Annotated in this window: 23 protein-coding genes; 18 read left to right on the plus strand and 5 right to left on the minus strand. The window is 36.6% G+C overall.

All coding sequences use genetic code 11. The annotated features are described in order from the left end of the window. Positions 1-145: 145 nt before the first annotated feature. Entirely contained in the window at positions 146-1,051 is a 906-nt protein-coding gene (locus DIS06_RS02720) for a chemotaxis protein (RefSeq protein WP_110111760.1), read from the plus strand. A gap of 84 nt (positions 1,052-1,135) precedes the next feature. Here the strand turns inward: DIS06_RS02720 and DIS06_RS02725 are convergent, their stop codons facing one another. After that, on the minus strand, positions 1,136-1,606 hold the full coding sequence (locus DIS06_RS02725; protein ID WP_110111718.1) for a YkyB family protein: 471 nt from the start codon (positions 1,604-1,606) through the stop codon (positions 1,136-1,138). A gap of 215 nt (positions 1,607-1,821) precedes the next feature. Between DIS06_RS02725 and DIS06_RS02730 the strand changes: the two genes are divergently transcribed. Both DIS06_RS02730 and DIS06_RS02735 read left to right on the plus strand, forming a co-directional pair. Then, positions 1,822-2,682 (plus strand): GRP family sugar transporter, encoded by an 861-nt coding sequence (locus tag DIS06_RS02730; protein WP_110111719.1) that lies wholly within the window; start codon positions 1,822-1,824, stop codon positions 2,680-2,682. 13 nt (positions 2,683-2,695) lie between these two features. Next, complete coding sequence (locus DIS06_RS02735; RefSeq protein ID WP_110111720.1) at positions 2,696-3,481, plus strand: glucose-1-dehydrogenase; 786 nt, start codon at positions 2,696-2,698, stop codon at positions 3,479-3,481. Here DIS06_RS02735 and DIS06_RS02740 read toward each other — a convergent pair. Continuing rightward, positions 3,478-3,987 carry a L,D-transpeptidase family protein gene (locus tag DIS06_RS02740; RefSeq protein WP_110111761.1) on the minus strand — a complete coding sequence of 170 codons (510 nt, stop codon included), beginning with the start codon at positions 3,985-3,987 and terminating at the stop codon, positions 3,478-3,480. The two genes, DIS06_RS02735 and DIS06_RS02740, sit on opposite strands and share 4 nt — an antisense overlap. Positions 3,988-4,248: 261 nt before the next feature. On the opposite strand from DIS06_RS02740, the gene DIS06_RS02745 reads away from it, so the two are divergent. Both DIS06_RS02745 and DIS06_RS02750 read left to right on the plus strand, forming a co-directional pair. Then, entirely contained in the window at positions 4,249-5,757 is a 1,509-nt protein-coding gene (locus tag DIS06_RS02745; protein WP_110111762.1) for a Ppx/GppA family phosphatase, read from the plus strand. 306 nt (positions 5,758-6,063) lie between these two features. Next, complete coding sequence (locus tag DIS06_RS02750) at positions 6,064-8,196, plus strand: RNA degradosome polyphosphate kinase (RefSeq protein WP_110111721.1); 2,133 nt, start codon at positions 6,064-6,066, stop codon at positions 8,194-8,196. 31 nt (positions 8,197-8,227) lie between these two features. Here DIS06_RS02750 and DIS06_RS02755 read toward each other — a convergent pair whose 3' ends face one another. Next, complete coding sequence (locus DIS06_RS02755; RefSeq protein ID WP_110111722.1) at positions 8,228-8,545, minus strand: hypothetical protein; 318 nt, start codon at positions 8,543-8,545, stop codon at positions 8,228-8,230. Between the two features lie 153 nt (positions 8,546-8,698). Here DIS06_RS02755 and DIS06_RS02760 point away from each other — a divergent pair, with 153 nt between their 5' ends. Then, positions 8,699-10,786: a bifunctional diguanylate cyclase/phosphodiesterase gene (locus DIS06_RS02760; RefSeq protein WP_110111723.1), complete on the plus strand. Its 2,088-nt coding sequence runs from the start codon at positions 8,699-8,701 to the stop codon at positions 10,784-10,786. Between the two features lie 56 nt (positions 10,787-10,842). Here the strand turns inward: DIS06_RS02760 and DIS06_RS02765 are convergent, their stop codons facing one another. After that, on the minus strand, positions 10,843-11,715 hold the full coding sequence (locus tag DIS06_RS02765; RefSeq protein WP_110111763.1) for a metallophosphoesterase: 873 nt from the start codon (positions 11,713-11,715) through the stop codon (positions 10,843-10,845). Between the two features lie 143 nt (positions 11,716-11,858). On the opposite strand from DIS06_RS02765, the gene fadH reads away from it, so the two are divergent. The 4 genes from fadH (at position 11,859) to DIS06_RS02785 (ending at position 15,267) form a co-directional block, all read left to right on the plus strand. Next, positions 11,859-12,623, plus strand: coding sequence for a 2,4-dienoyl-CoA reductase (gene fadH, locus DIS06_RS02770; RefSeq protein WP_110111724.1), 765 nt, complete (start codon positions 11,859-11,861; stop codon positions 12,621-12,623). Between the two features lie 348 nt (positions 12,624-12,971). Further along, positions 12,972-14,183 (plus strand): EAL domain-containing protein, encoded by a 1,212-nt coding sequence (locus tag DIS06_RS02775; RefSeq protein ID WP_110111725.1) that lies wholly within the window; start codon positions 12,972-12,974, stop codon positions 14,181-14,183. Positions 14,184-14,302: 119 nt separating this feature from the next. Further along, positions 14,303-14,536: a hypothetical protein gene (locus tag DIS06_RS02780; protein WP_110111726.1), complete on the plus strand. Its 234-nt coding sequence runs from the start codon at positions 14,303-14,305 to the stop codon at positions 14,534-14,536. Positions 14,537-14,751: 215 nt separating this feature from the next. Further along, positions 14,752-15,267 (plus strand): DUF3993 domain-containing protein, encoded by a 516-nt coding sequence (locus DIS06_RS02785; RefSeq protein ID WP_162595847.1) that lies wholly within the window; start codon positions 14,752-14,754, stop codon positions 15,265-15,267. 58 nt (positions 15,268-15,325) lie between these two features. On the opposite strand, the gene DIS06_RS02790 is transcribed toward DIS06_RS02785, so the two are convergent. Then, complete coding sequence (locus DIS06_RS02790) at positions 15,326-15,559, minus strand: glutaredoxin domain-containing protein (protein WP_110111728.1); 234 nt, start codon at positions 15,557-15,559, stop codon at positions 15,326-15,328. Between the two features lie 247 nt (positions 15,560-15,806). On the opposite strand from DIS06_RS02790, the gene DIS06_RS02795 reads away from it, so the two are divergent. The 8 genes from DIS06_RS02795 to DIS06_RS02830 all read left to right on the plus strand — a co-directional run bounded on the left by DIS06_RS02795 (position 15,807) and on the right by DIS06_RS02830 (position 22,174). Then, the gene (locus DIS06_RS02795; RefSeq protein ID WP_110111729.1) at positions 15,807-16,043 is read left to right on the plus strand and encodes a YkuJ family protein; all 237 of its coding nucleotides are present in this window, start codon (positions 15,807-15,809) and stop codon (positions 16,041-16,043) included. A 357-nt stretch (positions 16,044-16,400) separates the two neighbouring features. After that, on the plus strand, positions 16,401-16,592 hold the full coding sequence (abbA, locus tag DIS06_RS02800; protein WP_110111730.1) for an antirepressor AbbA: 192 nt from the start codon (positions 16,401-16,403) through the stop codon (positions 16,590-16,592). A gap of 155 nt (positions 16,593-16,747) precedes the next feature. Then, positions 16,748-17,203 carry a cyclic-di-AMP-binding protein CbpB gene (gene cbpB / locus DIS06_RS02805; protein WP_481746834.1) on the plus strand — a complete coding sequence of 152 codons (456 nt, stop codon included), beginning with the start codon at positions 16,748-16,750 and terminating at the stop codon, positions 17,201-17,203. A gap of 188 nt (positions 17,204-17,391) precedes the next feature. Continuing rightward, entirely contained in the window at positions 17,392-18,897 is a 1,506-nt protein-coding gene (locus tag DIS06_RS02810; protein WP_275425410.1) for an MDR family MFS transporter, read from the plus strand. A 107-nt stretch (positions 18,898-19,004) separates the two neighbouring features. Beyond that, positions 19,005-19,940 (plus strand): transcriptional regulator CcpC, encoded by a 936-nt coding sequence (locus tag DIS06_RS02815; RefSeq protein WP_110111731.1) that lies wholly within the window; start codon positions 19,005-19,007, stop codon positions 19,938-19,940. A gap of 34 nt (positions 19,941-19,974) precedes the next feature. Then, the gene (gene dapD, locus DIS06_RS02820) at positions 19,975-20,685 is read left to right on the plus strand and encodes a 2,3,4,5-tetrahydropyridine-2,6-dicarboxylate N-acetyltransferase (RefSeq protein ID WP_110111732.1); all 711 of its coding nucleotides are present in this window, start codon (positions 19,975-19,977) and stop codon (positions 20,683-20,685) included. Between the two features lie 61 nt (positions 20,686-20,746). Continuing rightward, positions 20,747-21,874, plus strand: coding sequence for an N-acetyldiaminopimelate deacetylase (locus tag DIS06_RS02825; protein WP_110111733.1), 1,128 nt, complete (start codon positions 20,747-20,749; stop codon positions 21,872-21,874). A 57-nt stretch (positions 21,875-21,931) separates the two neighbouring features. Then, positions 21,932-22,174 carry a YkuS family protein gene (locus tag DIS06_RS02830; RefSeq protein WP_110111734.1) on the plus strand — a complete coding sequence of 81 codons (243 nt, stop codon included), beginning with the start codon at positions 21,932-21,934 and terminating at the stop codon, positions 22,172-22,174. Positions 22,175-22,187 lie beyond the last annotated feature (13 nt).

Genomic DNA, 22,187 nt, shown 5'->3' on the forward strand with positions numbered 1-22,187 from the left:
ACGTATAAGTCGGAAGAACATCATGTTTAAAAGATAAAATGGTATCTTAGATCTAGAATTGTACATAATTGCTCTTTGCCAAATAATTTTTGCGCTATATAATAGAACTAGATTAGAAGACTTTAACATGGAAGGGCGAAAATGGATGTTTAATGATAAAGGTATTTTGTTAGAGAGTGGTACGAATGAACTAGAAATTGTAGAATTTGGCATTGGTTCTATTCGTTTTGGGATTAATGTTATTAAAGTGCGTGAAATTATTAATCCTGTTTCAATTACGCCAGTGCCAAATGCTCATCATTACGTAGAGGGAATTATCGAGCTTCGAGGAGAGGTTTTACCAATTGTTGATGTAGCAAAAGCGTTAAAACTATCACCTTCAGATAATCCTGAAAAAGATAAATTTATTGTCACAGAGTTCAATAAGCAAAAGATTGTGTTTCATGTTCATACCGTTACACAAATTCATCGTTTTTCATGGAAGGATATTGAAAAACCTGCTCAGATTTATCAAGGATTCGAAACACAAATTACGGGAGTCATTAAGATGAGTGGAGAGATGTTACTTCTGTTAGACTTTGAAAAATTACTCACAGATGTAAATCCTGATTCGGGTATTGATGTAAGTAAAATTAAGAAGTTAGGTCCACGTGAACGTTCAAATAAACGACTTGTTATAGCGGAAGACTCACCGTTACTTCGTCACATGATTAGCGACACACTTGAACAAGCAGGTTACGTGTTTACGGAGTTTTTTGAAAATGGGCAAGAAGCGTGGAGTTATTTAGAAAGTATTGCAGATTCCGGTAAGGCAATTGAAGATGAAGTACAATTGATTATTACAGATATTGAAATGCCACAAATGGATGGCCATCACCTTACAAAGAAAATTAAAGGTGACTCACGTTTAATGGTCTTGCCTGTTGTGATTTTTTCATCACTGATTACCGAAGATTTGCGTCACAAAGGAAAAATGGTTGGTGCTAATGCACAAGTAAGCAAGCCAGAAATCACTGAGCTTGTTCAGTTGATTGATAAGCTTGTTTTGTAACGTATGTCGTTAAAAAAGGGTGTGAAAAGCTTCAGCTTTTCACACCCTTTTTACATTCTATATCGTTCTAATGAACATAATCATTTAGAAATAACTTTTACCAAGAGGTTTGAATACAGGTGTCTTTCTTTGCCTTGGTTGAGACGAAGTTGGTTGTGGTGTTTCTGTAATTAAATGTCCCACATACTTCATTAGTACTCGTTTTGCTTGTGACAAAGACATGTGTGTTTTGGGATTTCGATAAGAATGATTTAGCTGTCCGAGGTGTGGTAATAATTTGAAGTCTTCCTTTTTTGGTGGCATGTGGAAATAGTAGGTGTCAACTTTCACAAGTACATCAGATCTTTGTCTACTATTACCAGGGTTAGGTGAAAAATGAAGTCCTTCTTTGTTTGCTTTTCCTTCTAAAATTAATTGTTCTAGTGCGACTTTTTTTAGCTGATACAATTGCTTAGGGTCAGGAGCAGATTTAGCATGTCGATTTACAGTGAAGATAGCTTGAGCAATCTCTTGCAAGGACGGTGCGATGGATTCGTGACCGTTTACGTCAGACATAATGTCACTCCTTCTATATAAATTAAGACTATTGCCCTTATTATAGCTTGTCTTTTTAAAATTGCAAATAAGTATGAAATAGAAAGTGGCTTTATCAGTCTATTACCCATCTTTTTATGATGACTAAACACTTTTCTTGTTGGTTTTGTTTAGGAATAACAGGTTATACAAATAATACATAAAACGTTACGTCAAGAGTAAGGTGGTGTAGAAACATGACAGATATTTTAATTGCTCTTATTCCCGCAGTGATGTGGGGAAGTATTTTATTAGTGAGTGCCAAATTAGGTGGTTCGCCCTATAGCCAAACACTAGGACTAACAATTGGAGCATTACTTTTTTCAATAGGTGCGTACTTTATTGTACAGCCAGAATTATCAACAAAAGCAGTCGTTGTCAGTTTTATATCGGGGATTTTTTGGACGCTAGGACAGAAAAATCAATTCTCAGCTGCTGATCAGCTAGGTGTTTCAAAAGCGCTACCTATCTCTACAGGTATGCAATTGCTTGGAACGTCGTTATTTGGTGTTCTGGTGTTTGGAGAATGGTCAACGAAAACACAGTTGATGATTGGGATTGCAGCGTTAATTTGTATTATTGTCGGTGTTGTATTTACATCTTTAAAAGACAAAAGTGAAACAGATGAAGAGGGTAAGAAGAGCTTTACAAAAGGGATGGTTACGTTACTTGTTTCAACGGTTGGTTATGTTGCGTATGTTGTTATCATTCGTTGGTTTGAAATAGACGGTTGGACGGCTATTTTACCTCAAGCTTTCGGGATGATTGTTGGAGCAGTCATTTTGACCATTCGTCATAAACCATTTGATAAATATGCAATTCGAAACACGATTACGGGGTTTATATGGGCAACAGGAAACATTGGATTGTTATTGGCTGTTCCTAGAGTAGGTGTTGCTACAAGTTTTTCTTTTTCTCAAATGGGTATTATTATTTCAACGCTAGGCGGAATCTTTTTATTAGGTGAAAAGAAATCCAAACGTCAAATTGTATTCGTCATTATTGGGTGCCTATTGATCATTGCCGGTGGAGTACTATTAGGCTTTACAAAGAAATAAAGGAGTGAATGACATGTATGAACAATTAAAAGGAAAAGTCGCCATTGTAACAGGTTCTGCAAGTGGCATTGGAGAAGCGATAGCGATTCGATTTGGGCAAGAAAAAATGAAAGTTGTTGTCAATTATCTTTCAAAACAAGAAAATGCCTTAAAAGTTGTGAAAACGATCCAAGAGAATGGAGGAGAAGCTGTCGCCATTCAAGCTGATATTTCAAAAGAAGAGAATGTGAAGCGTCTTATTGAGGCGGCTCATACATCATTTGGAACGTTAGATGTAATGGTTAACAATGCTGGAATTCAAAGTGAAGTTTCATCTCATAAGATGTCATTGGACGAATGGAATAAAGTCATATCTGTTAATTTATCTGGCACTTTTCTATGTTGTCGTGAAGCAATTGATTATATGCTCAAACATGAAATAAAGGGTTCGATTATTAATATGTCAAGCGTTCACGATATCATTCCTTGGCCTCATTTTGTCCATTATGCTTCAAGTAAGGGTGGCATTAAGATGATGACGGAAACGTTAGCTTTAGAATATGCACCTCAAGGTATTCGAGTAAATGCGATTGGTCCTGGTGCCATTAATACACCGATTAATGCAGAGAAATTTTCAGATCCAGGAGTGAAAGCAGACGTTGAAAAATTAATTCCAATGGGTTATGTTGCTGAAGCTGAAGAGATTGCATCAGTCGCAGCATGGTTAGCATCGAACGAATCAAAATATGTAACAGGTATTACACTTTATGCGGACGGTGGTATGACTCTTTATCCGAGTTTTCAAGCAGGAAGAGGCTAAGAGCCAAGTCGTGAAGGTCGAATATATACACCTGTTCCATTAGGCACGATCGACGCTAATTCGTTTACATCTTTGTTATACATACGAATGCATCCTTTTGAAACAGCTTGACCAATTGAACTTGGATTATTTGTTCCATGAATACCATAAGAAATCTTTGATAAGCTTAACCACATCGTTCCGAATGGACCACCTGGATTTGGCTGACGATTGACGATGACAAAGTTACCAATAGGTGTTTCGGTTAGCATCTTACCAACAGCAATGGGGTACGTTTTCATAACGGCCCCTTTGTTTCGTAATTCTAGCTGCCGCTCTGTTAAGAAAACATGGATACTATACGGAATGGTTTCTTTATCTGGAAGACCTGGAATGATAATGGTTTGGCCTGGCAAGATGATATTAGGATTTGCAAGAGGGTTTGCTGCTAAAAGTGCTGTAACAGAAATTCGGTAGTCAATAGCGATAGAAGTAATAGTTTCTCCTGGCTTCACAAGGTGATTCATATAACTGTTCTCCTTTCGTTGTGAAGAATTCGTTTGGATATGCTTGTTTTCAGATGGATTTTGTACAATCGTGCCTTTATAGAGGTTGGCTAGAATAGAAGACAGCACTAAGCCACTCCTGATTATAGCGCAACACAGGTTAGGAAAACTGTTTAGAAATAAACATAATGATATTGTGTTTTACATCAAAATGTATAAAATAGTGTTAAAAAGCTTGTAAATGAAAAGGATGTTTGAACGACATTGAAACAAAAATACGGCATGATTGATATTGGATCAAATACAATGAGGCTCGTTATTTACGAACTGAAAAATGAAAAAAGCATTCGTCAGATTGAAAACGTAAAAGTAGTAGCTAGACTTCGAAATTATCTTGATAAAAATGAAATTTTAACCAAAAAAGGTATTGAAATATTACTAGATACATTAAAAAGCTTTCAAGTTTTAACAAAACACCATGCGCTAGAAAAAGTAAACTGCATTGCAACGGCAACAATTCGGCAAGCAAAAAATAAGCAAACGATTATGGAGATTGTTGAAAAAGAAACAGACTTTACCATGACTGTGTTCTCAGAGTACGAAGAAGCGTACTATGGTTTTTTAGCGGTTATTCATTCCACGTCGATTACAGAAGGAGTAACAATCGACATTGGTGGTGGAAGCACAGAAGTAACCTATTTTCAAAATCGAGAGCTAGTCGAATATCATAGCTTTCCATTTGGCGCACTGTCTTTGAAATTACAATTTGTTAAAAATCATATTCCTACACCTAAAGAAAGAGAACAAATTGAGGCATACATTCTTTCTCAATTCAACTCTCTTCCTTGGTTAAGACATATTAATGTTCCAATTGTGGCCATTGGAGGAAGTGCGCGTAATATGGTGCAACTTCATCAAAATCTTATCGACTATCCACTAGCCGGTGTCCATCAATATGAAATGTCACATGATGATATTTGCCAGGTGAAAGAACATCTTGATTTATTACCTTATCAAGAAATTCAAAAACTAGATGGGTTATCAAAAGATCGAGCAGATACAATTGTACCAGCTATCCAAGTATTTCATACTCTTTGTGAAGTAACGGATTCCAAAACCTTTATTTTGAGTCGAAAAGGATTAAGAGAAGGAGTGTTTTTTGGAGAGGTTATTAAGCGGCATGAAGATGTTCTATTGACTGATGTGTTAGCGAAAAGTTTGCGGGAATTGATGGAAGACTATGAGATGGATGAAGAACATGTGAAACAAATGAGTGAGTTATCCCCTATTCTCTTTCAACATATACGTTCATCTCATTCTACTTGTTTGCAAGATGAAGATTTAAACTTATTAAAACGAGCAGCTCAAGTGTTTTATCTTGGTGAATACATTGATGCAGAATCAAGCAGTCAACATACTTTTTATTTATTAGCTAATAGAACAATTGACGGATTGAATCATAAAGAACGGTTAAAGTTAGCATTAGTAGCTTCTTATAAAGGGAAATCTACGTTTAAACAATATATAGCACCATTTAAAGAGTGGTTTACGAAAGAAGAATACAAGCGATTATTAATTGTTGGATCCATCTTAAAATTTACTCACAGCTTAAATGCAACAAAACGAAATGTAGTGAACCAATTAGAGGTTAAGATACAAGAAGGTCAATTATTTTTAACGGCACAGTGTCATGAAGATTATCGAGCAGAAGAGTATCAAACCGAAAAGCAAAAGAAGCAGTTAGAAAAAGTGTTGAAACTATCTGTTCATCTTCGCTTTACGCTTATATAAAGGCCCTTTTTTAAAGATAGGTATGGCTAATAGGGCAGTTTATTTTGAGCAAGGAATATAGCGGGCTTGGTTAAATAGGAGTGATTCTTTGATCCATTTAAACAAGTCTGTTTTCACATACTCGTTTAACGTTCGGTCAAAACACATACTATTATCTGAAATGTTTTATTATACTGAAAAACAAGTGCTAAATCCCTATTTTAACTAAAATATAACCTATAATTTACAAAAGATTAATACAATAGTGGTAACTTTGGGAAAGGGAAAGCTTCAAACAGATATATATTGAAGGTGGGACTTTTTACGATGATAAATACAACCGGAAATCCAACAAATAAGGCGAGATTTGCAGATCCGTCTTATTATAATAATCGCGAATTAAGCTGGTTAGCTTTTAATCAACGTGTACTAGAAGAAGCTTTTGATGAACGAAATGCGTTATTAGAACGATTTAAGTTTCTAGCTATCTTTAGTTCGAACCTCGATGAATTTTTTATGGTGCGAGTAGCTGGCCTAAAAGATCAAGTGAAAGCAAACTTTAACAAACCAGAAAATAAAGCGGGGTTAACTCCGAAACAACAACTTTCCTCTATTTCAAAAACGAATCACCAATTAGTGCAGTCTCAATATGCTTTATTTAATGAACAATTGATACCCGCTATTGAGAATGAAGGCGTTCAGATGGTATCCATGCATGATATTGATCATGAACAGCTATCATTTCTAGAAATTTATTTTGAAGATCAAATCTTTCCTGTCTTAACTCCAATGGCTGTGGATGCATATCGACCGTTTCCGATGCTTTTAAATAAAAGTTTAAATTTAGCTGTCATCTTAGAGGAGAAAACAGAGCAAGAAGGTAGCATTACCCAACTAAACGGCAAATTAGCTCTTGTTCAAGTGCCTGCTGTGTTAGAACGTTTCATTGAATTACCCCATCAAGGACATCAAAGGAAATTTGTGTTATTAGAAGATGTCATTGCACACTTTATCCGAAAAATTTTTACAGGTTATGTTGTAAAGTCTGTTACACAATTTCGTATTACAAGAAATGCAGATATGACTATTCATGAAGAAGGCGCAAGAGATTTATTGAGAGAAATTGAGAAAGAACTAAAAAAGCGAAAATGGGGAGCGGCTGTACGTTTAGAAGTAAGAGGTAAACATTGTGACCAAAACGTGCTAGCTTATTTAAAGGAAGAGTTAGAAATTCATGATAAAGATGTATACATGGTAGAAGGTCCACTAGATTTTACGTTCTTATTTTCTTTTTATAAAGAAGTAAAAGCCACACATGAACATTTAATGGAGGAAGCATTCATTCCGCAACCTCCTAAAGACATTGCTTCAGATGAAGATATTTTCGAAAAAGTACTCGAGCAAGATATTTTACTTCATCATCCATATGAATCTTTTGAGCCAGTGATTGATTTTGTGTCTGATGCTGCAGATGATCCTGATGTATTAGCCATTAAGCAAACACTTTATCGTGTAAGCGGTGACTCACCTGTCATTAAGGCATTACAACGTGCCGCTGAAAACGGAAAACAAGTAACCGTGCTTGTTGAATTAAAAGCACGCTTTGATGAAGAAAACAATGTTCAATGGGCAAAAGAGCTTGAAAAAGCAGGGTGTCATGTTATCTACGGGATGAACTACCTAAAAACTCATAGCAAAATCACACTTGTTGTTCGTCGGAAAAATGGGAGAGTTGAGCGATTTGTTCACTTAGGAACAGGAAACTATAATGATGCCACTGCAAAACTGTATACGGATACAGGTTTAATCACTGCAAATCGAAAAATTGGAATTGATGCCACAAACTTCTTTAATTATTTAAGTGGATACACGGAAAAGCCTCATTATCATCATTTATCTGTTGCACCGTTTGATATTCGAACAAATTATATTCGTCTGATCGATCAAGAAATTGAATTTCATAAAAAGTATGGGAACGGGCGAATTATTGCAAAGATGAACTCACTAACAGATAAACCGATTATTATGAAGTTATATGAAGCGTCAAACGCAGGTGTCAAAATTGATTTAATTGTGCGAGGTATTTGTTGCTTGCGCCCTGGAATAAAAGGAATTAGTGAAAACATTAACGTTATTAGTATCGTTGGAAGGTTTCTAGAACATAGTCGGATCTATTATTTTCATCATAATGGGGAAGAGAAGATTTTCTTTTCATCGGCTGATATGATGACACGAAATATGATTAAACGAGTTGAAATTCTGTTTCCTATTTTTGATGGTCGCTTAAAAAAGCGTATTCAAAAATGGCTATCTATTATGTTGGATGATAATGTCAAGGCGCGGAAACAACAACCTGATGGAAGTTATCATTATGTAACGAAAAGCGAAAACGATCCAGTCATTGATAGTCAAAGACTGCTGTATGAGATGGCTTATGACATTATGGAGGATGAAGAATAAAGAAGCAGCCGGAGGAATACCGGCTGCTTTTTTATCGTGGCGTATAAGTTTGATATGGGTTGTATCCAGCAGTTGGTGCTTGTGCACCGAATCCTCCTGGGTATCCACCACCTCCAATTGGTGTAGGTAACGGATAAGGATATGGATAAGGAGTTGGAAGTGGATAAGGAGCTGGGTACGGAGTTGGGAATGGAGGACAGCAACCTGGTCGACCGAATCCACCACCAAAACCACCAACCGCCAGTCCTCCTAAAAGGCCACCAGCTAATCCTGCTATAAAAGGAAATCCAAAAAATCGCTGATCACCGTAAGGAACATTTCGATATGCTTGATAAGGATGATAATACATCGTTTATTTAACCTCCTAACACTTTGTCTAGATAGTGTATGGAAGTTTTCACTCTTGTGAGCCTGGCTTTTTAGAAATGGGTATTTTCTCTACCTGGCGCTTTTTAAATGTGCTACTATTAAGAAAAATAAAAATAACAGTAGGTTGGGAACTATGTACAACGTAACAAATCGTATATTAAATGGTACAAATAAGCTTGAAGAGTTAATTGTAGAAATTATTTTAAAACATACGCACGATTTTGTTTATATCATGTCTGCGGATGAAGAAGGGGTTTTTCGTTATTTTTTTGTAAACGAAGCAGGTAAAACGCATGCAAATTTAGCTGGGGACTATAAAGGTAAGACATTGCAAGAAGTTTTACCTTCGTCTGTTGCTACTCACTTACAGTCATATTATGCGCTAGCACAACGTAGAAAAAGGAAAGTTGTGTTTCAAGATGAAGTGATGTTAGAAGATGGTCAAATGATAAATGGAGAGTCGGTTTTAACTCCTATTATGGATGAAAGTGGAGCTTGTTGTTACATCGTTAGTATCACAAGAGATGTAACAACTGTGATAATGGAAAAAAATAGATTAATTGAGAGTGAGCAAAAATATAAGTCACTTGTAGACCATAACCTCGATACCGTATTTGTATTAGATTTAAAAGGGAGTTTGCTGCATGCCAATCCAGCTGCGTTTGAATCGTTTGGTTATAAAGAAAAAGAGTTAGTAGGCCGATCCATCTTATCTCTGTTGCAAGAGGAGGATGTTTCTTATTTTCAAGATATTTTAAACAAAACAATTGAAGGCAGTGAACGAAAAACGATCACATGTAAAATTGTACATAAAAAAGGGTATGTCATCTGGACGCAAGTGAAGACTGTTCCCATTGTCGTTCATCATCATATTATAGGCGTTTACCTCATTGTTCGAGACATTACAGAGCAGCTAGAAAATGAGAAGTTAATGAAACAAATGGCTTTTTATGATTATTTAACAAAGTTGCCTAATCGAAATTGGTTAAATGAAAAATTGACAGAAGCCATTCTTCAGGCTTCCAAACAAAATGAACAATTGGCTTTAATCTACATGGATTTAGATCGATTTAAAATTTTAAACGATACACTTGGTCATGATGCAGGAGATCAATTATTAAAAAATGTAGCGAAACGACTTGATTCATTATCGAGTAAATATGTTTCTGTTTGTCGTCAAGGTGGAGACGAATTTGTGCTATTGCTTGAAAAGACAACAGTAGAGCAAGTAGAACAATTTGCAAAACAAATTATTTCGTTATTTTCTCTGCCTTATTTACTTCATGAGAATCAAGAGTATTACGTAACTCCTAGTCTAGGTATTAGTATGTTTCCTAATGATGGTAGAGAAAGAGGAATGCTAATCAAGTGTGCTGACATTGCGCTTTATCGTGTGAAGGAGCAAGGAAAAGCACATTATCAGTTTTACCATCACAGTATGCTTCAATCAACGCCTTACATGATGTTAATTGAAACGGGTTTAAGAAAAGCGATTAACCAACAGGAGTTTTTAGTCTTTTACCAGCCGCAAGTAGACTTGCAAAGTGGTGATATTAGTAGTTTTGAAGCGCTAATTCGCTGGAATAGTCCAACCCTTGGATTTATCTCACCAAATGATTTTATTCCACTTGCTGAAGATACAGGTCTTATCTTGCCAATAGGTACTTGGGTTCTTGAAGAAGTATGTCGTCAAATTAAAGAATGGTATGAAAAAGGTTACGGTTATAAAACAGTCGCCGTTAATTTATCAACGAAGCAGTTTCAACAAGCAACATTAGTTCAGTCTATTCAAGAGGCCGTCAAACGATTTAACATACCCCCTTCATGTTTAGAAATTGAAATTACAGAAGGTGCGTTAAAAGATGCCAGAGAAACAATTAAAGTATTAAAACAGTTAAAAGAAATTGGTGTTCAAATCTCTGTAGATGACTTTGGTACAGGTTATTCATCACTTAGTTATTTAAAGCGTTTTCCTATTGATTGTTTAAAAATTGATCAGTCTTTTATTCGTGATTTGTTAACGGATCCAAAAGATGAAGCCATTACAACGACAATTATTCACCTTGCTCAAAAGCTTAGTTTGACTGTCATTGCTGAAGGAGTAGAAGAAAAAGAACAAGCACAGTTTTTAAAAGAAATTCATTGTGAAAAAGCCCAAGGGTATTATTTTAGTCGCCCTCTTCCATCAAGCGAAGTGGAGAAATTATTTATTGATATATAAAAAGAAGCCCTCCCGTCCTCTTTATTCGATATAAGGATTGAACGGGAAGGGCTACGCTATTTCTCCTTTTTTCTTAATGTGAAAACCGTCACTTCAGGGGTAGCTAAAAAACGAAATGGTAAGCGCGTAGTACCGAGACCACGATTCACATATAGCTGCATGTTTGATTCACCTACTTCATAGAAACCTTCTGAATAAACGGTTCCAAATGGCGGTGTAATCAATGGACCGTAAAAAGGTATTTGAATCTGTCCCCCATGACTATGTCCGGAAAGTTGTAAATCAACTTCATAGTTTGCAACTTTAACAGCTACATCAGGTTCATGGACCATCGCAATTGAAAATACATTACGTTGTAATTGATTAAGTGTTTTAGAGTATTCAGGTTTACCAAGCATCACGTCATCTAGTCCACAAATATGAATATACGTTTGGTCAACTAATTGGATTTTCTGAACGTCATTCATAAGCAGTTTAAAGTCAGCTTGTTGCATAATATTTCTATATAATTCAGTTCCATATCCACCATGATCATGATTTCCATAGATTGAATATTTACCAAGAGGTGCTTGAATTCGTTTTAAGATTGGGGCTACTTCGTTTGCGTGTTGATATTCATTTGGAATATCAATTAAATCACCTGTGAATAAAACGATGTCAGGGTGTAGTGCATTCATGGTGTCAATTAGCTTTTCTAAATGAGGTAAGTGATAAGACAAACCGAGGTGTATATCGCTAAACTGTACAATTTTCATACCATCAAAGCTTGCAGGAAGATTCGAAGCGTGAATTGTTTGTCGAACAATATCTAGTCGATTTGGCTCAATATATTTGGCATAAACATAACCACCGCTTGCTGCTATCATACTACCAAAAGACAATGATAAAAAACGCTTCAAAAAAGAGCGTCTTGTGTACGTCTTTTCCATCATAAAAACCAACCTATTAGTTATTTTAGTTATCTTTTTTTATTATATCATTGTTTTTTTGCTGATAACAATTTGAAGATGAAAGAAAAAGAGGTAAAATAATAGTTGCAATAGTCTAAAAAATGGCAAAGGGGTATGGGAGAATGAAAGAAAAAGTAGTCATTGTAACAGGCGGTTCAAGTGGAATGGGGAAACATATGGCAAAGCGTTTTGCTGATGATGGAGCATATGTCGTCATCACAGGCAGAAATGAAGAGAGATTACTAGAGACAAAGGCAGAACTTGAAACGTTTGAGGGACAAGTACTGACTGTCAAAATGGATGTACGTAACCCCGAAGATGTTGCAAGAATGGTGAAAGAAACAGATGAGGCTTTTCATCGCATCGATTTTCTTGTAAACAACGCAGCAGGTAACTTTATTTGCCCAGCCGAAGACTTATCCATTAATGGCTGGAATAGTGTGATTGATATCGTGTTAAACGGTACATTTTATTGTAGTCAAGAAGTAGGTAAGTATTGGATTGAGCGTAACATAAAAGGTGCGATTACAAATATTGTCGCAACATATGCATGGAATGCAGGAGCTGGTGTCATCCATTCTGCTTGTGCAAAATCAGGGGTCCTTACGATGACACGCACGCTAGCTGTAGAGTGGGGACGTAAATATGGGATTCGCGTAAATGCTATTGCTCCAGGTCCAATCGAGCGTACAGGAGGAGCAGAAAAGCTCTTTCAATCTGAAAAAGCAAAAGAGCGCACAATTAAATCAGTTCCGCTACAACGAACGGGTACACCAGAAGAAATTGCAGCACTAGCTGCGTTCTTATTCTCACAAGAAGCATCTTATATTAACGGTGAGTGTGTGACAATGGATGGAGGACAGTGGTTAAATCAGTTTCCTTTTTAATCTATTAATCTAAGTAAATGACGCATCCTTACAGGGATGGCGTCATTTGCTATAGATAAAACTTTTGAGGCAGAGTTTAAAGGCATTCAATTACCTATTACGGAGCCGTCCAGTTTGTACACCGCTAACCAAGCGCCTTTCGCTTTTCTGATTTGTCTAGCTACAGGCGCTAGCGGCTAGCAAACTTCCTGCTCCTCCTTACGATAAGGCAACATCGGCTCACTATGTTCGCCGTGTTTTCTTTATCTCATACGGAGCCGTCCAGTTTGTACACCGCTAACCAAGCGCCTTTCGCTTTTCTTTTAATAGAAAATTTTGTATACTAGCGTGAAAGAGGGGGAGAGTGGAGTGGATCCTTTAGATGTGTTAACGAACTTAGAGCAAACTCTTCCGTATTACCAAGCAATTTTTAGTGCAGATGAACATAAAATTATTGGTTATGAAGTGTTAGGAAGGTTTCAAATAGAAGACTGTATCGAAAGTCTTGGACCTTTGTTTCATGATGAAGGGATTCCGGATGAGTATCGCATGGAAATTGACCGAGCGGTTTTAACGAAGGCGTTGGAAAATGCATTACAGCATGATGAACAATATCAAATATTTATTAATCAAAATGCAAACCTGTTGATGAATGACCATGGAGAGTCGCTTCTTTTGCTTTTAAAATCTTATGAAGAACGTGGGCTATCTCTAAAAAGAATTGTCTTAGAAATTACTGAGCATGATTTTAAAGGAGATATTGATCAACTGCATCATTTGTTAATGTATTACCGTACTTATGGAATTAAAATAGCTGTTGATAATATCGGGAAAGAAAGTAGTAATCTTGAGCGTATCGGTTTATTATCCCCAGACATCTTAAAAGTGGATTTACATATTCTTCGTACCACAGCAATGTCTCAATCGTATCAAGATGTTTTATACTCATTATCACTACTTGCGAGAAAAATTGGAGCAACGTTGCTGTATGAAGACATAGAGGCATCCTATCAGCTACAATACGCTTGGAGAAACGGAGGACGCTATTTTCAAGGGTTTTATCTCCATAAACCATCACCGACTCTTGTTGATCCAAATATGCTAAAGGAAAAGTTAAAAGAGCAATTCAAAACATTTATTTCGCATGAGAAAAAGAAGTTATTAGCAATTCATCATTTAACCCAAGCATTTGAAACGAAAATACAATCGCTTATGCCAAAGTGTCGGAAATTACATTCTTATGATGAGATGATCGAACTGATTGCAAACGAGCTATCTAAAAGTTGTTTCCGTGTTTATATTTGTGATGAAAATGGCTTCCAGCAATCATCTAATATTATTAAAAAAGAAGAAATGTGGCTTCTTGAATCCAAGTATATGGATAAAAACTGGAGCTGGCGTCCATACTTTCTCGCGAATATTATGAAGATGAACTATGACAAAAAAGGTATTTTGTCAGATCTCTACAGTGATATTGAAACCGGTGAGAGTATCCGCACCTTTTCATATCCATTAGATGATCAACGGTATGTGTTTATTGATTTATCCTATGCATTTTTATATGAGAAGGATGCACTATAAGTTTATGTTAAGCGATAGAAAAGGTTGCAGGAGAATTCCTAGCAACCTTTTCTAGTTGTAAAATGCGTATATCTTTTTCATGAATCGGAAACATAAAGAAAAAAAGGAAGGTGAAAAAGATGGGGTTAATGGGGGTGCTAGGTATCATTGTGGGTGTAATCGCCTTAATTTCACTTTTTTATACGTGGGTTATCGCGAGAGATCAGAAGAAGTTGCAAGGTGAATTTGACACACAATTAGATGAAAAAGTACAAGCTCATCCTTATATAAGAAATCCAATCTTTATTGCGTGCCTCGTTGGGATTGCGGTTTGTTTAGCTTTGATTGCATACATGGCCGTTATTTATTATTGAGCTCGCATTTAACCAGTTGTTATTTTCGGACTGATTTTTGAAGAGTAACGGTTAAGCTTTGTATGAAAGGTAGAGGAAGGTAACTCTAGTAGGAGAACCGAGTCTTGTTAATTGCTCATTCTGTTTATAAAAGTAAGCTTTTGTTAAAGTACGGTTTACGTAAATTGTAAGGGGGAAGAAATAAAACAAGTAAACAAGAAAGGTGGATGATGGCATTGTTTAAGCAAATAGGTATGACAGCTTTATCTGTTTTATTATTCATCAGTGTAATAGGTATTCAAACAGTCACAGCTGAAACGACTGTAAAGCAACCATCTCGTAATGAAGTCTTTACTACGCTTCATCAAGCATTTCAAGCTCAACTTCAACTAGGTAATGATCATCGTACAAAAGAAGAAGCAGAAAAACTATTACAACCTCACTTTCAACAGCCGTATATCACGAAGTTTTTAGATGAAAACATTACGCAAGAAGCTCAAGGGTATATCACGTATGGTACGGATTTTGCGCTGTATTATATTCCTTATTTTTCGTATGATGAAAACACAAAGATGAAGTATAATCAACAGAAAAATATCGTGTATGTATATGAACACTTTCCAGCTATAGAAGATGGGCCAGTATCGTATGGAGAGCATTACGAATGTATCGTTTTAAAGCAGGAGCAAGGTGTTTGGAAAGTAAGTGATTATTCATATAACGAGACATTGCCAAAAGAGATAACGAAATAACGAAAATAAAAAGGTTGCCATTTCTCAAGAGTGATAAATGGCAACCTTTTGCGATAGCTTAAAGTTCTAATAAAGCTTCGAGTTGTTTTAAATCAAATCCCTTTACTAATTCATTATCTACACGTACTGTAGGTGTAGAGTAAGATTGGAATTCGTTTATCATACGGTCTCGAGCAGTTTGGTCTTTCGAAACATCGAACTCGACAAATTGTATCTTGTAATGGTTTAAAAATTGTTTAACAACTTGACATGGAGGACATGATGGTTGTGTATACACTTCAACGGTTTTCACGATACATACATCCTTACATTTTATAAGATTTACGACATCTATTATAAGATACATACGAGTAATTGGCTACGATGAAGCATTTTCTTTATAAAATTTAGTTAAAATGCTTGTGTTTTTGGCATATGTAGAATATAGTGAAATGGTGTCTTTAATCCCTCATTTTAGATGAGATTATGGATAGAAACGTAATTGTAGTGAAACCTATTAGAAGGATCAATACAATGGAATGGTTGAAAGGAGAGGTAATATGTCACAATTACAAGGCATTTTAACTCGTCTTGTGAATCTCCGTGAACAAGCAGGAGGCAGTGAAGCTCCTCAACGCTTCTTTGAAGTAGATGGGAAACGTATTTGCAGTGTGAAATATCACGCGAAAACTGAAACATTTGAGCTTGAAGTTTACCAAGACGGTGAAAAACCAAACGTGTATCAATTTGATAACGTTGATATGATTGCGATTGAAATTTTTGAATTGATTCATTAATGAATGAAGAAAATAACAAAAAAGCGTGCTTTCTTTGTTATCTTTCTAAAGGATCTTGTTCCTAAGTGATTTACTTAAGGACAAGATCTTTTTATATGGTTCTTTTGTAGGCTCTTTTCGAAAAGGTGGTTTCTCATTCATTCTGTAAACCAACTCTGTCTCACCGCTTCTTATCCGACAATATTTACAAAGACAACTTTGTTCATTAATGAAAAAGTCGAATTTTGTAAAAATAACTCAATGAAAACTCCATCAATCTTTAGGAACTTATATTGACACTCATAGTGAAAAAATCTAGACTGAAATTATAAGACATAAACAATTCTGAAAGTTTATGTGGAAGCGGAGGACAATCCTATGAGTTCAAATAGTACGGTCTTATTATCCAGCGAAGAAGCTCGGCTTCTGTTAGATTTGTTATTCAAACAACATTACGCCGTTGAAGTAGTGAGTAGCCACATATCGGACATTGAAAATGGATTAGTGAGCGTAGGAGAAGAAGAGTACAAGAAGATTTCCTCTCTTTATCATCGCTTGCAGGAAATGTAAGAACGATATACATAGAAAAAGCTGACGAATTTATATCGTCAGTTTTTTTATTAGGTGAGCTAAAAGATTAGGCGGTTAATTTTGAGGTGTTTCTTCATATAATAAAATGGTAGCGTTTTCATCGTGAGTGAGAAGATGAAAGGAGGAGTAACAAAGTGAATATAAATACACCCTACGAACTATTTGATTGTGTATCTATCGAAGATTTATTAGTCAGAGCAGATAAAGTTGCGCATGTTCAGGTTGGGAATAATTTAGAGCACGCTTTATTAGTGTTAACGAAAACAGGTTATACAGCTGTTCCTGTACTAAATCCATCTTATAAATTGCAAGGGCTTGTGAGTACCACTCTTATTTTAGACTCCATTTTAGGTCTTGAGCGAATTGAATTTGAACGCTTAGAAGAAAGAAAAGTAGAAAGTGTGATGAAGAAAGATGTACCTCGCATGAAAGTAGGAGAACATATGAATCAAGCACTTCATTTAATGATTAATCATCCGTTTGTATGTGTTGAAAATGAACATGGTGTGTTTGAAGGTATTTTAACTCGCCGCTCGATATTGCAACATGTACAAAAAGATCTTTTACGTAAGCAATCAACTAAAAAATGAAAGAAGCTCATCGTAAATCGTGTTGGTTTTATGATCGATGGCTTTCAACAGCACTCTTGTGATGATTGTCCGTAACATGAAAGGGCATAGTGGCAAGAGTGTTTTATTTTCAACTATTCATCAGTTTTAATCTTTGTCCTCTTGTTTACTCATAAGGTAAAATAAGTAACATAGAAAGGAGAGGTAGTGTGAGCAATGTTTTAGCGAAGCAATATGTCGAACAAAGCCCAAAGCAAACGAAGCGGCCGTTTGTGTTAGGGGCCGTGATGTTAGCTATGTTTATGGCAGCAATTGAAGCGACGATTGTGTCAACAGCGATGCCGGTCATTGTATCAAGTTTAGGTGGATTTTCGCAATATAGCTGGGTATTTTCAAGCTATTTACTCATGAATGCTGTAACTGTATTGATTTATGGAAAACTTGCCGATTTGTTTGGACGTAAGCCTGTTATTATGTTTGGAATTATTGTGTTTCTTATCGGATCTTTATTGTGTGGAATGGCTGAATCCATGACCATGTTAATTGTCTTTCGTTTTATTCAAGGCTTTGGTGCTGGAGCCGTTATGCCTATTGCTACAACAATTGTGGGGGACTTGTATACGAAAGAGGAGCGAGCGAAAATCCAGGGCTATTTATCAAGTGTATGGGGAATCTCCGCGATATTGGGTCCTGCATTAGGTGGCTTTTTTGTTGCATATATGAGTTGGAAATGGGTTTTTTGGATTAACATCCCGTTAGGAATTCTTTCGTTACTTGTCCTCTTTTTTTATTTAAATGAAGACATTGAAAAAACGAAGCGATCCATCGATTATGCAGGGGCTATTTTCTTAATTATTTCAGTTACAAGTTTTATGCTCGTGTTAGTAGAAGGGGGCGTTCGTTTTTCGTGGACATCACCTCAAATCATTGGTTTATTGAGTGTTTTCATTTTTACGTTTGTTCTGTTTATTTGGCAAGAAAAGCGAGCAAAAGAGCCAGTTATGCCATTTAATATATGGAAAGAGCGCCCTATTTTAATTGCCAACATTGTTTCATTAACAACAGGAGTCATTTTAATTGGCTTGTCTACTTTTTTACCTACATACGTACAGGGAATTATGGGGGAATCTCCACTTGTTGCTGGCTTCACGTTAACGACGATGTCGATTGGTTGGCCAATTGCTGCGACGATTGCTGGTAAGTTAATGTTATCGATTGGCTTCAGAATGACATCGGTAATGGGAGGCGTATCCCTTATTTTAGGAAGCGGTGTGTTTGCTACATTAACACCAAATGATGGTCCACTGTGGGCAGCATTTGGCTCTTTTTTAATTGGTGTAGGGATGGGCTTGTCTTCTACTGCATTTATTGTGTTAATTCAGAGTACAGTCGACTGGAAGCAACGCGGAATTGCGACGGCTTCAAATATGTTTATGCGAAACTTAGGAAGTACGATTGGTGCTGCACTTTTAGGTGGAATCCTTAACATTCAAATGAAGTCTTACATCGAACAGTCAGGTATTGAAAACGTAAATGTAGACACAACAAATGTATTGTTAAACCCTAAAATGCGCGAAACGCTCTCAGCATCGGTGCGAACAGTCTTACAAGACGGTTTAACAAATGCCTTGCATCAAGTGTACCTAGTGGTGGGTCTATTTGCTGTTATTAGTTTTCTATTTATTCTATTGTTACCGAAAAAAGAGAGTCGCTAAACAGCTTGTTTGGTGGCTTTTTTTCGTTGTATCATGAGAGAAGTGTAATGAAATTTAATTAAAATTCTTGTATACTAGATGGAAAACTTATCAATGAGGTAATGAATATGCAACTTGTTGAATGTAAAATGCTTGTTGTGTTAGCGCAAGAGCTAAATATGCGAAAGGCTGCCGAGCGCTTATTTGTCTCTCAACCAGCGTTGTCACAACGGTTACAAACGATTGAAAAAGCATGGGATACTCAAATCTTTATTCGATCTCAAAAAGGGTTATCACTCACTCCAGCAGGTGAGAAGATTGTTCAGTTTTCGAAAGAAGTGGTAGAAAAAGAAGAAAAAGTACGTGAAGATTTACATTCATTAGACACTGAAGTATATGGAACATTAAAGCTTGCCGTCGCATCAATTATTGGTCAGCACTGGCTTCCGGTGGTGTTGAAGCGATTTATTGATCGATATCCTCATGCGAAAATTTCCTTAGTGACGGGGTGGAGTAGTGAGATGCTTCACTATATTTATGAGGATGAAGTACATATAGGAATTATTCGGGGTAATCCAGATTGGAAAGGAGTCAAGGAACATATTTTAACAGATCAACTGTACTTAGTTGACACAGAAATTCAAAAGATTGAAGACGTTTTTCATACAGATCGTCCATTTATTCAATTTAAAAGTGATTCTACGTATTATCAAGAAATTTTAGATTGGTGGCATCGTCAATTCCATACAAGTCCAAAGCGAACAATTGTTGTTGATCAAATTGAAACGTGTAAGCAAATGGCTTTAAACGGTTTGGGTTTTGCTATTTTACCATCAATTGCACTGACGGAACGTGATGACGCATTTCATCGCATTCCACTTCTAGAAAGCAATGGTGAACCAATTTCGCGCGATACATGGCTCATTGGGTATGAATCTTCTTTTCGATTAAAGCAAGTGAAAGCATTTTTACAAGTTGTACGTGATTATGTGCAAGAAGAGGAAAATAATAGTTTTCATGCATCGAACTTGTCATCGTACAAACAGTTTGATACATTAAAGTAATAGAAAGTAGTTATACATTTAGGAGGAATACATAATGAAAATGATGGATGCTAACGAAATTATTTCGTTTATTCAAAACAGTACAAAATCAACACCTGTAAAGGTATACGTAAAAGGTGAATTAGAGGGAATCGATTTTGGTTCATCTTCTAAAACATTCGTAACTGGAAACAGCGGAGTTGTTTTCGGTGAATGGGCCGAAATTAAAGAAGCGATTGAAGCAAACGAAGGTAAAATTGAAGATTATGTGATTGAAAATGACCGTCGCAACTCTGCAATTCCATTATTAGATATGAAAAATATTAAAGCGCGTATTGAACCAGGCGCAATCATTCGTGACCAAGTTGAAATTGGTGATAACGCGGTTATTATGATGGGTGCATCTATTAACATTGGTTCAGTTATTGGAGAAGGCACAATGATTGATATGAATGTTGTAATGGGTGGACGTGCAACAGTAGGGAAGAACTGTCACATCGGTGCTGGTGCTGTATTAGCAGGTGTAATTGAGCCACCTTCAGCAAAGCCTGTTGTCATTGAAGATGATGTAGTGGTTGGAGCAAACGCTGTTGTATTAGAAGGTGTAACAGTAGGGAAAGGTGCAGTTGTAGCGGCTGGCGCAATCGTTGTAGAAGATGTACCTCCATACACAGTAGTTGCAGGTACACCGGCAAAAGTTATTAAAGAGATTGACGAAAAAACAAAGTCAAAAACAGAAATTAAACAAGAGTTACGTCAACTATAATATGAAACAATGAGAGAAAGCGTGGGATTCCACGCTTTCTTATGTATGAGGAGGGTTTTAGATGAGTGTCAGTCCGTTTGTTGCCCTTAGGCGCGAACTTCACAAAATTCCAGAGTTAGGATTCCGAGAATTTAAAACACAGCAATTTTTGTTAAATTATTTATCGACGCTTCCAGCAAATCGATTTGACTTCAAAACGTGGAAAACGGGTATTTTTGTAAAAGTAAAAGGAACTGCCCCAACTAAACTGCTTGGCTATCGCACGGACATTGATGGCTTACCGATCACAGAAGAAACAGACTATGAATTTAAATCAGAGCATGATGGATTGATGCATGCTTGTGGTCATGATGTTCATATGAGTATTGCGCTTGGCGTATTAACTCATTTTGTTGATCACCCTATTCAAGACGATTTATTATTTATTTTTCAACCAGCAGAAGAAGGTCCTGGTGGGGCAAAACCCATGCTTGAAAGTGACATTATGAAAGAATGGAAGCCAGACGCCGTTTTTGCTTTACATATTGCACCTGAATATCCTGTCGGTACAATCGCAACGAAAGAAGGGTTATTGTTTGCGAATACGTCCGAGTTATACATTGATTTAAAGGGAAAAGGAGGGCATGCAGCTTATCCTCATATGACCAATGATATGGTCGTTGCTGCTTGTTCACTTGTTTCGCAACTTCAAACGATTGTGGCAAGAAATGTGGATCCACTAGATAGTGCAGTTATTACTATAGGAAAGATTACAGGGGGGACTGTCCAAAATATTATTGCAGAGCATGCGAGAATAGAAGGGACGATACGTACACTGTCTCCCGAATCAATGATGCGTGTAAAAGAGCGAATCGAAGCCATTGTAAAAGGTGTTGAAGTCGGGTATCAATGTGAAACGACCATCGATTATGGATGTATGTATCATCAAGTATACAACGAAAAAACACTAACAGAAGAGTTTATGACCTTTGTTCAAGAGACAACAGATGTAAATGTTATTCAATGTAAGAAAGCGATGACAGGTGAAGACTTTGGCTATATGTTAAAAGAGATTCCAGGATTTATGTTCTGGCTTGGAGTCGGTTCTTCTTATGGTTTGCATCATTCAAAACTAATGCCAAACGAACAAGCGATTGATGTAGCCATCTCTTTAATGACTCAATATTTTACGATGAAAGGTAACGACTAAATCGAATAATCCATCTCTCTCATGGAGAAAGTACTTATATGAGGAGGTGGATGAACAATGGCAAAAATCGGTGTTGAGTACGGACTAACAGATGTACAAGAAGCGCTTCAACAAATGGGGCATGAAGTCGTACAACTTCGTCAAGAAAGCGATGCACAAGGGTGCGATTGCTGTGTTGTAACGGGTCAAGATTCAAATGTAATGGGTATTTCAAACAGTGTGACACAAGGATCTGTGATTAAAGCGAGTGGTTTATCAGCAGATGACGTGTGTCAACAAGTACAAAGTCGATTTCAATAACAAAAAAGCTGAA

This window comes from Bacillus sp. CGMCC 1.16541 (genome assembly GCF_003184905.1).
GTDB lineage: Bacteria > Bacillota > Bacilli > Bacillales > Bacillaceae_H > Priestia.

Bases quoted from the DNA above. Each gene is read 5' to 3' on its own strand.
- DIS06_RS02745 (WP_110111762.1), top strand. From the start codon at position 4,249: ATGATTGATATTGGATCAAATACAATGAGGCTCGTTATTTACGAACTG.
- fadH (WP_110111724.1), top strand. From the start codon at position 11,859: ATGAAAGAAAAAGTAGTCATTGTAACAGGCGGTTCAAGTGGAATGGGG.
- DIS06_RS02735 (WP_110111720.1), top strand. From the start codon at position 2,696: ATGTATGAACAATTAAAAGGAAAAGTCGCCATTGTAACAGGTTCTGCA.
- DIS06_RS02765 (WP_110111763.1), bottom strand. From the start codon at position 11,715: ATGGAAAAGACGTACACAAGACGCTCTTTTTTGAAGCGTTTTTTATCA.
- DIS06_RS02750 (WP_110111721.1), top strand. From the start codon at position 6,064: ATGATAAATACAACCGGAAATCCAACAAATAAGGCGAGATTTGCAGAT.
- DIS06_RS02815 (WP_110111731.1), top strand. From the start codon at position 19,005: ATGCAACTTGTTGAATGTAAAATGCTTGTTGTGTTAGCGCAAGAGCTA.
- dapD (WP_110111732.1), top strand. From the start codon at position 19,975: ATGAAAATGATGGATGCTAACGAAATTATTTCGTTTATTCAAAACAGT.
- DIS06_RS02795 (WP_110111729.1), top strand. From the start codon at position 15,807: ATGTCACAATTACAAGGCATTTTAACTCGTCTTGTGAATCTCCGTGAA.
- DIS06_RS02755 (WP_110111722.1), bottom strand. From the start codon at position 8,545: ATGTATTATCATCCTTATCAAGCATATCGAAATGTTCCTTACGGTGAT.
- DIS06_RS02725 (WP_110111718.1), bottom strand. From the start codon at position 1,606: ATGTCTGACGTAAACGGTCACGAATCCATCGCACCGTCCTTGCAAGAG.
- DIS06_RS02825 (WP_110111733.1), top strand. From the start codon at position 20,747: ATGAGTGTCAGTCCGTTTGTTGCCCTTAGGCGCGAACTTCACAAAATT.
- abbA (WP_110111730.1), top strand. From the start codon at position 16,401: ATGAGTTCAAATAGTACGGTCTTATTATCCAGCGAAGAAGCTCGGCTT.
- DIS06_RS02830 (WP_110111734.1), top strand. From the start codon at position 21,932: ATGGCAAAAATCGGTGTTGAGTACGGACTAACAGATGTACAAGAAGCG.
- DIS06_RS02730 (WP_110111719.1), top strand. From the start codon at position 1,822: ATGACAGATATTTTAATTGCTCTTATTCCCGCAGTGATGTGGGGAAGT.
- DIS06_RS02720 (WP_110111760.1), top strand. From the start codon at position 146: ATGTTTAATGATAAAGGTATTTTGTTAGAGAGTGGTACGAATGAACTA.
- DIS06_RS02740 (WP_110111761.1), bottom strand. From the start codon at position 3,987: ATGAATCACCTTGTGAAGCCAGGAGAAACTATTACTTCTATCGCTATT.
- DIS06_RS02760 (WP_110111723.1), top strand. From the start codon at position 8,699: ATGTACAACGTAACAAATCGTATATTAAATGGTACAAATAAGCTTGAA.
- DIS06_RS02780 (WP_110111726.1), top strand. From the start codon at position 14,303: ATGGGGTTAATGGGGGTGCTAGGTATCATTGTGGGTGTAATCGCCTTA.